Origin of the sequence: Nocardioides sp. NPDC023903, from assembly GCF_040639295.1 — a bacterium.
Taxonomy (GTDB): Bacteria; Actinomycetota; Actinomycetes; order Propionibacteriales; family Nocardioidaceae; genus Nocardioides.
This window is the reverse complement of record NZ_JBEZZS010000009.1, coordinates 126,653-139,161: the sequence shown is the minus strand read 5'-3', so window position 1 is coordinate 139,161 and position 12,509 is coordinate 126,653. Positions and strand designations below refer to the sequence as shown.

At 70.1% G+C, this 12,509-nt stretch carries 12 protein-coding genes; 4 read left to right on the top strand and 8 right to left on the bottom strand.

Annotated elements, in window-relative coordinates; genetic code table 11:
- Positions 1-45: 45 nt before the first annotated feature.
- From AB0F44_RS12590 to AB0F44_RS12575, 4 genes are all read right to left on the bottom strand, one after another.
- Positions 46-1,374, bottom strand: coding sequence for a hypothetical protein (locus AB0F44_RS12590; RefSeq protein ID WP_357355820.1), 1,329 nt, complete (start codon positions 1,372-1,374; stop codon positions 46-48).
- The gene (locus AB0F44_RS12585) at positions 1,371-2,252 is read right to left on the bottom strand and encodes a hypothetical protein (protein WP_357355818.1); all 882 of its coding nucleotides are present in this window, start codon (positions 2,250-2,252) and stop codon (positions 1,371-1,373) included. Before AB0F44_RS12585 ends, AB0F44_RS12590 begins: the two co-directional genes overlap by 4 nt.
- Positions 2,249-2,611 carry a hypothetical protein gene (locus tag AB0F44_RS12580; RefSeq protein WP_357355816.1) on the bottom strand — a complete coding sequence of 121 codons (363 nt, stop codon included), beginning with the start codon at positions 2,609-2,611 and terminating at the stop codon, positions 2,249-2,251. The genes AB0F44_RS12585 and AB0F44_RS12580 overlap by 4 nt, the downstream gene beginning before the upstream one ends.
- A 199-nt stretch (positions 2,612-2,810) precedes the next feature.
- Entirely contained in the window at positions 2,811-3,986 is a 1,176-nt protein-coding gene (locus AB0F44_RS12575; RefSeq protein WP_357355814.1) for a pyridoxal phosphate-dependent aminotransferase, read from the bottom strand.
- Positions 3,987-4,197: 211 nt separating this feature from the next.
- Between AB0F44_RS12575 and AB0F44_RS12570 the strand changes: the two genes are divergently transcribed.
- Positions 4,198-5,688, top strand: a complete 1,491-nt coding sequence (locus AB0F44_RS12570) for a potassium/proton antiporter (RefSeq protein ID WP_357355812.1) — start codon at positions 4,198-4,200, stop codon at positions 5,686-5,688.
- A 15-nt stretch (positions 5,689-5,703) separates the two neighbouring features.
- Here the strand turns inward: AB0F44_RS12570 and AB0F44_RS12565 are convergent, their stop codons facing one another.
- Together AB0F44_RS12565 and AB0F44_RS12560 are read right to left on the bottom strand one after the other, a co-directional pair.
- Positions 5,704-6,219 carry a LytR C-terminal domain-containing protein gene (locus AB0F44_RS12565; RefSeq protein WP_357355810.1) on the bottom strand — a complete coding sequence of 172 codons (516 nt, stop codon included), beginning with the start codon at positions 6,217-6,219 and terminating at the stop codon, positions 5,704-5,706.
- A 28-nt stretch (positions 6,220-6,247) separates the two neighbouring features.
- Positions 6,248-6,541, bottom strand: coding sequence for a type II toxin-antitoxin system VapB family antitoxin (locus AB0F44_RS12560; protein WP_045551249.1), 294 nt, complete (start codon positions 6,539-6,541; stop codon positions 6,248-6,250).
- Between the two features lie 50 nt (positions 6,542-6,591).
- Between AB0F44_RS12560 and AB0F44_RS12555 the strand changes: the two genes are divergently transcribed.
- The gene (locus AB0F44_RS12555) at positions 6,592-8,142 is read left to right on the top strand and encodes a helicase HerA-like domain-containing protein (RefSeq protein ID WP_357355807.1); all 1,551 of its coding nucleotides are present in this window, start codon (positions 6,592-6,594) and stop codon (positions 8,140-8,142) included.
- A 54-nt stretch (positions 8,143-8,196) separates the two neighbouring features.
- Positions 8,197-9,690, top strand: coding sequence for an amidohydrolase (locus AB0F44_RS12550; RefSeq protein ID WP_357355806.1), 1,494 nt, complete (start codon positions 8,197-8,199; stop codon positions 9,688-9,690).
- Positions 9,691-9,778: 88 nt separating this feature from the next.
- Here AB0F44_RS12550 and AB0F44_RS12545 read toward each other — a convergent pair whose 3' ends face one another.
- Positions 9,779-9,949, bottom strand: coding sequence for a hypothetical protein (locus tag AB0F44_RS12545; protein WP_168381080.1), 171 nt, complete (start codon positions 9,947-9,949; stop codon positions 9,779-9,781).
- A 193-nt stretch (positions 9,950-10,142) separates the two neighbouring features.
- Positions 10,143-11,030 carry a fused MFS/spermidine synthase gene (locus tag AB0F44_RS12540; protein WP_357355803.1) on the bottom strand — a complete coding sequence of 296 codons (888 nt, stop codon included), beginning with the start codon at positions 11,028-11,030 and terminating at the stop codon, positions 10,143-10,145.
- 113 nt (positions 11,031-11,143) lie between these two features.
- Between AB0F44_RS12540 and AB0F44_RS12535 the strand changes: the two genes are divergently transcribed.
- A complete protein-coding gene (locus tag AB0F44_RS12535; RefSeq protein WP_357355801.1) occupies positions 11,144-12,505 on the top strand; it encodes an RDD family protein in 1,362 nt (453 codons plus the stop codon).
- The last annotated feature ends 4 nt before the right edge of the window (positions 12,506-12,509 follow it).

The following is a 12,509-nucleotide window of genomic DNA, read 5'->3' as shown; positions in this document are numbered from 1 at the left end:
CGATCTACACCGTATCGACTCACGTCCCCGAGGCAAGCCCGCGGCTCAGCCGAGATATCCCAGACTGCGGATCCGCCCGATCTCGTCGCGGAGCTCGTCGTGGGCCGCGTTGTCCGCAGCCCGCCCGCCGGCCACGTAGTGGCTCTCCTGCGCCGCGGTGCCGTCGTAGACGACCGTGAACCGGTGTCCGACACCCGCGTTGATGAGCCCGCCGAGGAGCGCGACCGGATCGGAGCGGTCCTCCAGCGACAGCACCCGCGTGGTCTCCGGAACCCGCGGTGCTGCCGCGCCGGGAGCACCCACGGTGACCACCTGGTCCACGACGTACGCAGCTCCGGCCGAAGCCGCGATCGCGGCCGCCGCGGTTCCCCCGGCCGCGGCACCGACGAGCATCACGTGGGAGCCGGCCTCGACCGTCTCCTCGATGGTCCGTGACGCGGTGGCGATGTAGTCGGAGAGGTCACCGGAGACGAGCCGCAGGCGTCGGCTGCCGGCGTACGGCCCCGGCAGATAGGCGATGTAGCGACCGGGCGCCGTCTTCTGGACCGCGACACCCGTCTCGGTGGCCTCGAGGGTGCGGATCAGCTCCTCGATGGTGGCCGGGGTGGCTGCGGTGATGTCGCCGGCCCGGGTGTCCTCCTCGGTGGAGGCCAGGGCCCCGCCGACGTCACGCAGCGCATGCCCGGCGTCGGTCGCGAACGTGTCGATGCCAGCGGCGCGCAGCGCGCCCGCGGTGGCCGCCCCGGCGTCATCACCGCGCGGGAAGTCGGCGGTGAGCAGCGAGCGCAGCTCGAGCGACTCGAGCAGCCCGCCGCCGGTGGCGATGTGGTCCATCAGCTCGGGATGACCCTGGGCGAGCTCGCCGAGATAGGCGGTGACGCCCTCGCGGTCGAGAGCGTCGGTCTCGATCAGGCCGGCGGACAGCAGCGACCCGCCGAGCTCGACCTCGGGTGCGAGGTAGTCGAGCGCGTTGGCCGCGATGGCGCCCAGCGTGCTGCGGGCAGCGGCCTGGAGCTCGTCGATCCAGCGGTAGGTCTGCACCGTCGCCCGCACCGAGAGCGCATCGGCCTCGAGCGCCTGGCCGAGCCCGAGGACGCCACTCTTCTCGGAGGTCGCGGCCCGGATCTCCTCCTCGGCCGGCTCCCAGGTCTTCGCCGAGAGCTCGGCGGAGGAGGTGACGTCGTCGTCGGTCAGGATCTCGGCGCCGAGCTCGGCCCACTCGCGCAGCTGCGCGCCGGCGTCGCCGATGGAGCCGGCCAGGCCGAGGATCTGCTCGTACTTGTCCTCGCGGCCTGCAGGCGGCGGCACCGAGTCGGGGGCGCCACCCGGGATCGGTCCCAGGCGGTTGATCGGATCGTTGGTCGAAGAGCTCATCGGGCCACCTCCGCGAGAACAGGAGCAAGGTCTGCGGCGAGCTCGGACGGCTCCACGCTGGTGATCAGCAGTGTCAGCTCTCCATCGAGCGACACCGTACGCATCGAACGCCAGCCGTCGTTGACCAGCGTCCAGGAGACCGTGCCGATCAGCGGGTTCTCCGGGTCGGCCGTCGTCGCGACGATGGCACGCAGCCGGCCGTGGGCCTCGGTGGACAGTGCCTCGAGGGCCCTCGAGACCACCACGTCGCCCTCGGTCAGCACCGGCACCAGGTCGCCCCGACCGGTGCGCAGCGCCTCGAAGACGGCGTCGGCGGTCGCGAACGGGACCTCCAGCTGCTCGGGTACCGCCGACGTCAGCCGGGCGGTGTCACCTGGCAGCGTCGCGGTTCGGCCGAGCTCGGCCGCCCAGGCCGCGGAGGGATACCAGGAGAGCTCGAAGACGAGTCCGTCCACGGTGGCGAGCGAGGCGGCTGCCTCACCCTTCTGCCGGTGCCAGGCGCGGCCGCGGAGGCCGTCGACGACGACATCGAGGTCGATGACCACCTCGGGGGTCGCCAGGAGTCCCAGGGCGCCGGCGATCCCGGCGTCGAGGGTCCCGTCGGTGTCGAGGAGGTCGCGGCGCTGCAGCGAGGTGCTGCCCTCGCCGAAGCCGGCGACGGCGCGCGCCAGGGCCTCGGCCTCGGCTGCGGAGCGGGTGCGCCCCAACCGGGCGTCGAGCCCCTCGTCACGGTGCGTCGCAACCTCGAACGGGAGCGGAGCCCCGATGGTCTCGCAGGCGTGGGTGAGCTCGGGGAGGGTCAGGCCGACCCGCCGGGGCACTCCTGCCCACGGCTCGGTCGGCGCCGCCGGAGCGGGGCCCAGGTCGATCGTGGTCATCGGAAGGTGACCTCCAGCCAGTCCTTGTGGCCCGGCTCAGGGGCCTCGAATCCGTCAAGCTTGCCGTCGGTGGTCAGCACCTCGGCGCGCGCCTCGGCCTCGGCGATCTGCTCCTTGAACAGGTCGACCTGTTTGAGGTGCTTGGCCAGGGCGTCGGCCGCGCGGTCATGCTTCTCGGCCGAGCTCCGCAGCGCGGTGGCTCGCTCCTTCATTCGCCCACGGAGGGACTCGGCAGCCCGGCCGTGCCACGGCACGGCCTCGGCCTGCACCACCAGCTTGTCGGCACTCGCGCGGATGTCGTCCGCCTGCTCTCGCAGACGGCTCACCCGACGGCGGATCACGTCGCTGTCGCCGTACATATCCCTCCTTGGACAGGTCTCTGAGATGGTCCTACCCGCTGGAGCGATTCCTAAACGTAAAATCCCAAACTTTCTCAAACCCCGTCCGCCGAGACGTCAGTTCTTGGCGCCGAGACGTCGATTATTGACGTCGAGATGGCCCACTCGACGTCAATAATCGACCCTTCGCGGTCAGAAACTGACGCCTCGGCGGGGTATGTCAGGTCAGGATCGTGGACAGGCGGTCCAGCCCCTGCTCGATCTCGGTCGACGACCCAGCGAAGGAGAGACGTACGAAGCGGTGTCCGTCGACCGGGTCAAAGTCGATCCCAGGAGCCATCGCGACGCCGGTGCGGTCGAGGATCTGGTGGCACCATGCCATGGTGTCGTCGGTCCAGCGGCTGACGTCGGCGTAGACGTAGAAGGCGCCGTCAGCCGGGGCCATCTCGGTGACCCCGAGGGAGCGGAGGCCGTCGAGGAGCACCCCCCGGTTGGTCGCGTAGCGGGTCACGTGGCTGTCGAGCTCGGCGTACGCGTCCGGGGTGAACGCCGCCACCGCGGCATGCTGGGCGAGCGTCGGCGGGCAGATGGTGAAGTTGCCGACCAGGACGTCGATCGCGCGTCGCAGGTGGGCGGGCGCGAGCAGCCAGCCGATGCGCCAGCCGGTCATGGAGAAGTACTTGGAGAACGAGCCGAACACGACGGCCTCGCGCGAGGTCTCCCAGGCGCTGCGGCCACGGCTACCGTCCCCACCGTAGGTCAGCCCGTGGTAGATCTCGTCCGAGATCAGCTGTATCCCGGCCTCCTCGCAGTAGCGGGCCAGCGCGGCCAGCTCCTCGGGCAGCAGCATGGTTCCGGTCGGGTTGGCCGGGCTGGCCACCACGAGCCCCTTCAGACCGACGCGCTCGTGCAGCTCCCGCACCTGCTCCACGGTCGGCTGGAACCGCTCGGCCGCGCCGGTCGGGATCTCCACGACCTCGCACCCGAGCGCCGCGAGCACGTTGCGGTAGCAGGGATAGGACGGCCGGGCCATCGCCACCCGGTCGCCGGTGTCGAACGCTGCCAGGAACGTCGCCAGGAAGCCGCCGCTCGCGCCCGTGGTCACGACGACGTCGTCGGGGGAGACGTCGATCCCGTGCCACGCCCGATGATGCCCCGCGATCGCCTGGCGCAGCTCCAGGATCCCGGTCGCCGGCGTATAGCCCAGCGGGTCACCGCTCTGCAGCAGCCGCACCGCCTCGGCGCTGACCGCCTGTGGCGCCCCCGTGGACGGCTGCCCCGAGGTGAGCGAGATGAGATCGCCGTACGTCCGCTGCCGCTGCGCCGCCCGCTCGAGCATGTCCATCACGTGAAAAGGAGGCACGTTCGCGCGTTGGGCGACAGTCAGGCGGTCCATGGGAGCAAACATTAGGGCGTGGCCGAGAAATGCCTGGATGGCATGCGTCGTCAGGGTGCGTGCTGGCCAAGGCGCCGCTCCGAAGGCATACCGGGGTCTTTCGAGGGGCGGCAACGCCGGCCAGTGCGTGCCCTGGCGGCGCAGGCCGCCAGGGAGTTCTCGGACACGCCCTAAGATGCAGGTCCATAGGTCGGAGGGGGGCCCGGCGTACATGAGTTTCGACGTCCATCAGTTCGACCTGTTCGTGCTGATCGGCTCCCTGGTCACGCTCTTGGCGATCCTCGCGGTGCGGATGTCGACCAAGGCGGGGCTCCCGTCGCTGCTGATCTACCTGCTGATGGGCGTCCTGCTCGGTGAGTCGGTGCTCGGGATCCGGTTCGACGACGCTCAGCTCGCGCACGCGGTCGGCTTCGGGGCGCTGGCGCTGATCCTGGCCGAAGGTGGTCTGACGACGTCGTGGAAGGACGTACGTCCCGCCTTCGGCCTCGGGCTGATGCTGGCCACGGTCGGGGTCGTGGTCTCGATCGGGATCGTCGCGGTGGGGGCGCACTATCTGCTCGGGCTCTCCTGGCAACTGGCGTTCCTGCTGGGGGCGGTGACCTCGCCGACCGATGCGGCCGCGGTGTTCTCGGTGCTGCGGGTGGTGCCGTTGCCCAAGCGGCTGACCGGTGTCCTCGAGTCGGAGTCGGGGCTCAACGACGCCCCGACCGTGGTGATCGTGACGCTGATCGCCAGTGGTGCGATCGCTGAGCACCATCCGGTCGTCGTGGCCGGGATCGTGGTCGGCGAGCTGCTGCTGGGCATCGTGGTCGGCCTGCTCGTCGGGTTCGGTGGAGCATGGCTGATGCGGAGGGCCGCGCTGCCCTCCGCCGGTCTCTATCCGCTGGCAGTGATGACGCTGGCCTTCCTGGCGTACGGCGGAGCGGCGTGGCTGCACGGGTCCGGGTTCGCGGCGATCTACGTGGCCGCACTCGTGCTCGGCAACTCCGAGCTGCCCCACCGCGGTGCCACCAGGTCCTTCGCCGAGGGCGTCGCCTGGCTGGCCCAGATCGGGCTCTTCGTGATGCTCGGGCTGCTGCTCTCCCCGGGGCGTATCGACCTCACGACGATCGGCCTCGCCCTTGCCGCCGGCCTGATCCTGACCTTCCTCGCCCGGCCGACATCCGTGCTGGTCAGCACGGTGGTCTCCCGGATGTCATGGCGGGAGACCGTCTTCGTCTCCTGGGCAGGGTTGCGTGGCGCGGTGCCGGTCGTGCTCACCACCATCCCGTTGGCCGAGGGCGTCGACGGCGCCGAGCAGCTCTTCGACCTTGTCTTCGTGATGGTCGTCGTCTACACGCTGCTCACCGGCCCGACCCTGCCGTGGGTCGCCCGCGTGCTCGAGGTCGCCCGCCCCAACGACCCGCGCTCGCTCGACCTCGACGTCGCGCCGCTGGAGCAGATCGCGGCAGACCTGATCCAGCTCCGCATCCCGCCCGAGTCGCGCCTGCACGGCGTCGAGGTCAGCGAGCTCCGGCTGCCTACGGGGTCGTCGGTGTCGCTGCTGATCCGCGACGGACGGACCCTGGTTCCGGAGGAGACCACGGTCCTTCGCGCCCGCGACGTCGTCCTGGTCGTCGTGCCCCGCCACCAGCGTGAGCGCGCGGAACGGCGCCTCGAGATGGTCAGCCGGAAGGGACGACTCGCGGGCTGGCTGCGGTGAGGGGCTGCGTACGCCTTATTCGACCGGAGGGCTGCAGATCGTGCCGTCGGCCTTGGCGGTGACGGTCTTGTCTCCGCCGGTGACCTTGGGGAAGTTCTCGCCGGTGACGACCACGATGCCCGGGATGTCGGACTTCTTCTCGACGATCTTCGCGTCGCCGAGCCAGCTCGCGACGAGCGCGGCGGAGGGGGCGTTCTTGTCGGGGGTCCACACCTCGACGGTCTTCAGCTTGGTGCCGCTGGGCGCGTTGCCGGTGGATCCCTTGACGAAGCCCGCGTCGACGAGGTCGGTCATCGCCCGGGTGGCGAGCCCGGCGCGCGTGCTCGCGTTGAGCACGGTCACGACCACCTGCGACGGGTAGACCTCGGAGCCCTTCTTGACCGGCGCGTCCGCGCACGGCCCGACCTCGACCTTCTGCGGGAAGGGTGCGGTCATCGCCTTCCATCCCCAGGCACCGGCCAGAGCGACCGCTGCCGCGAGGACGGCGAGGATGATGAACGTACGAAGTCCCGTGAGGGCCGAATCGAGCATGACGCCGAGCCTAACCGCTCGGAACGCCCTAACCGAGGCTGTGCACGCGGGCGTGCAGCACGTTGCGCTGCTGGAGCGCCGCGCGGAGCGCCCGGTGGAGCCCGTCCTCGAGGTAGAGCTCGCCGTTCCACTCCACGACATGGGCGAAGAGGTCGCCGAAGAACGTCGAGTCCTCGTTGAGCAGAGCCACCAGCTGAAGGGTGTCCTTCGTGGTCACCAGCTCGTCGAGACGGACCGTTCGAGGAGGCAGCGCGGCCCACCCCTTGGTCGTCAGACCATGGTCAGGGTAGGGGCGAGAATCGCCGACACGCTTGAAGATCACCCTCGTGACTGTATCGCCCCCGAACCAAATCCCCACATAGAGTCCTGGTCATGACGGATGCTGCTGCTCTCTCAGAAGCGGTCGGGCCCGGCTACCAATTCGAGGGTTCCGCCCTCGAGCTCGGGGGCCTGATGGCGGACGCTGAGACGTTGTTGGAGACGCCGATTCGCATTCCTTTGGGGATGTTGAACCGGCATGGGCTGGTCGCGGGCGCGACCGGCACGGGCAAGACGAAGACCCTGCAGCTGCTGGCCGAGCAGCTCTCCGCAGCCGGGGTCCCGGTGTTCGCAGCCGACATCAAGGGCGACCTCTCCGGTCTGTCCGCGCCGGGCGAGTCGAGCGAGAAGCTGACCGCGCGGGCGGCGTCCGTCGGGCAGGCCTGGCAGGCGCGCGGGTTCCCGGTCGAGTTCTTCGCGCTCGGCGGCGAGGGCACCGGCATCCCGGTCCGGGTCACGGTCGACGCCTTCGGTCCGACGCTCCTCTCCAAGGTCCTGGATCTCAACGAGACCCAGGAGTCCTCGCTCGGTCTCGTCTTCCACTACGCCGAGAAGGCCGGCCTGAAGCTGGTCGGGCTCGACGACCTGCGCGCGGTGCTGCAGTGGCTGGTCTCCGACGAGGGCAAGGCCGACCTCAAGGGTCTGGGCGGCCTCTCGTCAGCGACGACCGGGGTGATCCTGCGTACGCTCATCGCCTTCGCCGACCAGGGCGCGGACGAGTTCTTCGGTGAGCCGGCCTTCGCCGTCACTGATTTCGTACGCAACGACGGGGACGCCGGGATCATCTCGCTGTTGGAGCTGCCCAACCTGCAGGACCGGCCGGCGATCTTCTCGACCTTCCTGATGTGGCTGCTCGCCGAGCTCTTCCGGGCGCTGCCCGAGGTCGGTGACGTCGACAAGCCCAAGCTGGTCTTCTTCTTCGACGAGGCGCACCTGCTCTTCAACGACGCCTCCGACGCGTTCCTCGACCAGATCACCAACACGGTCCGGCTGATCCGCTCCAAGGGTGTCGGGGTCTTCTTCGTCACCCAGAAGCCGACCGACGTCCCCGACGACGTGCTCGGTCAGCTCGGCTCGCGCATCCAGCACCAGCTGCGGGTCGCCACGCCCAACGACGCCAAGGCCCTGAAGGCCAGCGTAAACACCTATCCGACCTCCTCCTACGACGACCTCGGCGCGGTCATCCAGACCCTCGGCATCGGCGAGGCGATCGTGACCGTCATGAACGAGCGCGGCGCGCCGACGCCGGTCGCCTGGACGCGGCTGCGCGCCCCCGAGTCGCTGATGGGGCCGGCGGAGGTCGCCGCGATGGAAGCTGCCGTGGCGGCGTCGCCGCTGGCGGCGAAGTACACCGCGGCCGTCGAGGTCGAGTCCGCCGTCGACCAGCTCAAGGCGAAGACGGACGCGGCGGAGGCCGCCCGCGCGGCCGAGGCGGAGGAGAAGGCGGCCAAGAAGACCGCCCCGAAGAAGTCGTCGGGGTCGCGATCGCGGTCGCGTGACGATGACGACTCGATGATCGAGACGGTGGTGAAGTCGACCGCCTTCAAGCAGGCCGCACGCACCGCCGCGAGGGAGCTCGTCAGGGGAATCTTCAAGCGCCGCTGAGCCCGGTGGCCTTCTGATTCGCTCGGGCATGGGCAGAATCCTTATCGTCTGCTCATGCCCGACCTTCTCCTCCGGAACGTACGCATCGTTCCGCTCTCACCTCGGGCGAACGCGCCCGCCGGGGTGGTTGACGTTCTCGTCGCCGACGGTGTCGTGTCGGCGGTCGGAGAAGGCCTGCCCCGACCGGAGGGTGTCGAGGCGTACGACGCCGGTGGGCGCTGGCTCGTGCCGGGTCTGTGGGACGCCCACACCCACCTCGGCCAGTGGACGCTGAAGGCCAGCAGGCTGGACCTGCACGGCACCCGTTCGCCCGCCGAGGCGCTGGCGCGGGTCGCCGCGGCCGCGCGCGAGGTCGGGCCGGGTGAGGCGATCGTCGGGATGGGGCACTCGGCCGGCACCTGGGACCGCTGGGGCACGGTCTCCGAGCTCGACTCGGTCACCGGTGGCATCCCCGCGATCCTGGTCAACCACGACTTCCATCACGCCTGGCTGAACACCGCCGCGCTCGACGCCGTGGACCTGCCGCGCCGGGAGGACATGGTGGAGGAGACGGAGTGGTTCGAGACCTATCCGCGGGTTGCAGAGCTCTTCGAGTCCAACGGGAGCACGCCGGCTGCCTACCGCCGGATGCTGACCCGGACCGCCGCACTCGGGGTGGTCGGGATGACCGACTTCGAGGTCGGCATCCGGCTCGACGACTGGCGCTCGCGGTGGGCGGCCGGCTGCGACCTACTGCGGATCCGGGTCGCGACGTACGCCGACCAGCTCGACGAGGCGATCGCCGAGGGGCTGCGTACGGGGGACCGGCTGCTCCCGGGCGAGGACCGGCTGACGATGGGGCCGCTGAAGATCATCAGCGACGGCTCGCTGGGCACGCGGACGGCGTGGTGCTGCGATCCGTACGCCGACGATCCGGACAGCTGCGGAGCGCCGAACCAGTCACCGGACGAGCTGCACGGGCTCCTGGGGAAGGCCCACGCGGCCAGCCTCCAGGTGGCCACGCACGCGATCGGTGACCGGGCGGTGTCGGAGGCACTGGCGGCGTACGCGATGACGGGTGCACGCGGCAGCATCGAGCACGCCCAGCTCGTACGTCGCGAGGATCTGCCGCTGATGGCTCGACTCGGGATCACCGCATCCGTGCAGCCGGCGCACATCCTCGACGACCGCGAGATGACCGAGGACGTCTGGCCGGGGCGCGAGGACCGCTGCTTCGCGACCCGCTGGATGCTCGACGAGGGCGTGCGGGTGGCGCTCGGGTCGGATGCTCCGGTCGCGCCGCTCGACCCGTGGCTGGCCATCGCGGCCGCCGTCGGTCGCTCGCGTGACGGCAAGGAGCCGTGGCACCCGGAGCAGGCACTCACCGCCCAGGAGGCCCTGGCGGCGTCGGTCGACGGTCAGCCCACGGTCGCTCCCGGATCTCGCGGCGACCTGGCCGTGCTCGACATCGATCCGCTCCGGGCCTCGGTCGGGGATCTGGCCGCTATCGCCCATGGCGGGGTCGTGCTGACCACGGTCGGCGGCCGGATCGTCCACCGCAGCTCCTAGCCGCGGGCCCTGAAGACAAGCGAAGGCCCGGCCGTCGTCGGCCGGGCCTTGCGCAACGGGATCGGTGATCCCCCCATTTAGCTGCTGGTCATGCAGACCAGCGCACCGAGTCGTCGACGAAGTCGGCGAACACGTGAACACCGCGCAGGTCCTGGCGCTCGTCCATGAGCTTCGTCAGGGCACTGGCGTGACGGAACTTGAGGCTGTGCTGCTTCGCGGCACTGTTGGCCTCAGGCTGGGTGGCGGTGAGTGTTTCCATCGAGGTCCCCCCTACAACGGATAGATGGTGTGCATCGTGGTTTGTCCTGCGCATCAAGCATCCCGCCCGCAAGTCGCAAGCAGGTTGTTTGAACGTTACAAGCCGGTTTCGGTAAAAGAAATGGCTGGCGATGCCTGTCGCGGTATCTGCCGAGCGATAGGGCCGAATCTCGCTAGACAAAGGCGATGGAGCCTCAGTCTGCGGCGGATCTGAGCGTGTCGACGGCTTGGCGGGCCTGCTCGAGGAGGCGAAGCGCGGCGCTCGCGTCGGGCAGGTTCGGCTCCGGGGACCAGAGCTGGTCGGCATCGCTGATCGGGTCGGCTCCGTCGATGATCGGGTCGAGGTCGGTCACCAGCGCGCCCTTCGACGGGTCGCCGGCGAGCGAGGAGCGGATCGCCTCACCGTCGATCGGGGCCGCCGAGGCGATCAGCGTGGCGTTGCCGAACCTCGCTCCCGCAAGCGCGGACCCCTGCACGATCATCGCGACATGCCCGAAGACCGTACGCAACGTGGCGAGCTCGCGACGGGTGAAGAGCAGTTCCGGGCCGGCGACGGAGTTCAGCACGAGCCGACCCTCCTCGCGCAGCGCGTCGCGTGCCGCGGTCATGCACTCCAGCGAGGTGAACGCCGGCGGGATCCGGTTGCCGGCGAAGATGTCGATGACGACGGCGTCGTACTCCGAGCCAGGGTGAGCCTCAAGCCACGAGCGCGCCTCGGCGGTCTCCATGGTGATCCCGGGAGGCAGCGGGAAGCGTGACCTGGTGAGCTCGACCAGGGCGGGCTCGAGCTCCACCACCGTCTGCGTGGCCGCGGGCCACCGGTGAGCGACGGCACGGGGAAGGGCGAGCAGTGCCCCGCCCAGGTGGGCGACGCTGCGGGGCGCCTGGTCCCCGAGCGCAGCCAGCATCCACCGGATCGAGGCGAGCTTCGGCGGCTGCACCGGGTCTTCTCCGAGGTGGGACTGTGCGACGCCGTCGATCTGGATGGCCCAGCCGTCATCCTTGCGTACAAGATCGGCGGTGCTGCCGTCCGAGAAGACGATGCGCTCGAGGCTCCCTGATGGCCCGGAGGGTGTTGACATACGTCGATCCTGCCAGACACCATCGCGCCCGAGCCGGGACATTCCGGTAGCCTTCTGGCGTTGTTGGTCAGCGCCGAAAATACTCGGACATCGGGCGTGAGGGAGTTCTTGCGGTGGAGATATGGGAGGTCGCCGAAAATGACGACCGGATCGAGGGTCTCACCGCCGACGGAAAGCCGGATCCGGCCTACGCCGCCTCGCTCGGTCTGAAGGATGCACCGCTGGGCCGTCGTGCCGTCGCGGCCGCCGTTGACATCGTCTGCTACCTGCTTCTGCAGGTGCCCTATCTCGTCTTCACGCTCCCGCTGCTGCTGAAGCTGGTCCAGGGCAAGTTCGGCTTCGCCCGGTTCCTGAGCCACCCCGACTTCATGCTCGCGGCGATCGCGGGCGGCGCGACCGTACTGCTGAGCCTGATCTACGTCATCGTCCAGATCGTCTTCCACGGCCGCCGTGGGGTCACGCTTGGCAAGTCCGTCGCCGGAATCCGCTCGATCAACGTCAAGACGCTCGAGCGACCGGGCGTCGGTCGTGCCTTCCTCCGCGCCCTGGTGCTCTGGGGCTCCGGGATCATCCCGATCGCTCCGATCGTCTTCCTCGCCTCGCCGCTGTTCGACAAGGAGCAGCGGAGCCGCGGCTGGCACGACAAGGTCGCCGAGTTCTGGATGGTCGACGTCCGCGAGGGCCTCGACCCCTACGACGAGAAGCGCATGCGCATCGCCCGCAAGACGGTCGCGGCCGCGCCCGTCGCGCAGCGGAAGTCGCTGCCCTCGCTCACCACCCCCAACGATCACGACGCCGGCAGCTACCGTCCCTCGGGGCGGGTCAGCGCCGGCGTGCTCGGCGTCTCCCGTCCGAAAGCGAGGAACGACGAGCCCGGTGCTTCCGCGGGCGGCTCGCTCGCCACACCGCCGTCGGGACCGGTCGCACCGAAGCCGGTGACCCCGTCGATCCCGCCCTCGCGCGCGGTGACCCCCAACCAGGGCCAGACGGTTCCCCCGCCGCCTCCGACCCCGACGCCCACGCCTTACCCGACACCGACCCCGCATCCGGCCCCCACGCCGACCCCGCATCCGGCCCCGACACCGACGCCTACGCCGGCTCCCACGCCGCTACCCACGTCCGGTGGTCAGCAGCCTCCGGCGCAGCCGCGCGAACGCGGCATCATGCTCAAGGTCGACTCCGGCGAGCGGATCCCGGTGGCAGGCCTGGTGCTGGTCGGCCGTGACCCCGCTCTGACGGAGAACACGCTGGGGGCGCGTACGGTCTCGATCATCGACGTGTCGGTCTCGAAGACCCACCTGTCCCTGCGCCCCAGCGGAGACGGCGTCGAGGTCACCGACCGCGGCTCGACCAACGGCACCGTGGTGATTCACGAGGGTGCCACCCGACGGCTCAACGCCTGGGAGCCGGTGCTGGCACCGGTCGGCGCGATGATCCGGTTCGGCGACCGCTCGGCCCTGGTGCGTCGCGGGTGACCGC

Bases quoted from the DNA above. Each gene is read 5' to 3' on its own strand.
- AB0F44_RS12590 (WP_357355820.1), bottom strand. From the start codon at position 1,374: ATGAGCTCTTCGACCAACGATCCGATCAACCGCCTGGGACCGATCCCG.
- AB0F44_RS12585 (WP_357355818.1), bottom strand. From the start codon at position 2,252: ATGACCACGATCGACCTGGGCCCCGCTCCGGCGGCGCCGACCGAGCCG.
- AB0F44_RS12580 (WP_357355816.1), bottom strand. From the start codon at position 2,611: ATGTACGGCGACAGCGACGTGATCCGCCGTCGGGTGAGCCGTCTGCGA.
- AB0F44_RS12575 (WP_357355814.1), bottom strand. From the start codon at position 3,986: ATGGACCGCCTGACTGTCGCCCAACGCGCGAACGTGCCTCCTTTTCAC.
- AB0F44_RS12570 (WP_357355812.1), top strand. From the start codon at position 4,198: ATGAGTTTCGACGTCCATCAGTTCGACCTGTTCGTGCTGATCGGCTCC.
- AB0F44_RS12565 (WP_357355810.1), bottom strand. From the start codon at position 6,219: ATGCTCGATTCGGCCCTCACGGGACTTCGTACGTTCATCATCCTCGCC.
- AB0F44_RS12555 (WP_357355807.1), top strand. From the start codon at position 6,592: ATGACGGATGCTGCTGCTCTCTCAGAAGCGGTCGGGCCCGGCTACCAA.
- AB0F44_RS12550 (WP_357355806.1), top strand. From the start codon at position 8,197: ATGCCCGACCTTCTCCTCCGGAACGTACGCATCGTTCCGCTCTCACCT.
- AB0F44_RS12545 (WP_168381080.1), bottom strand. From the start codon at position 9,949: ATGGAAACACTCACCGCCACCCAGCCTGAGGCCAACAGTGCCGCGAAG.
- AB0F44_RS12540 (WP_357355803.1), bottom strand. From the start codon at position 11,030: ATGTCAACACCCTCCGGGCCATCAGGGAGCCTCGAGCGCATCGTCTTC.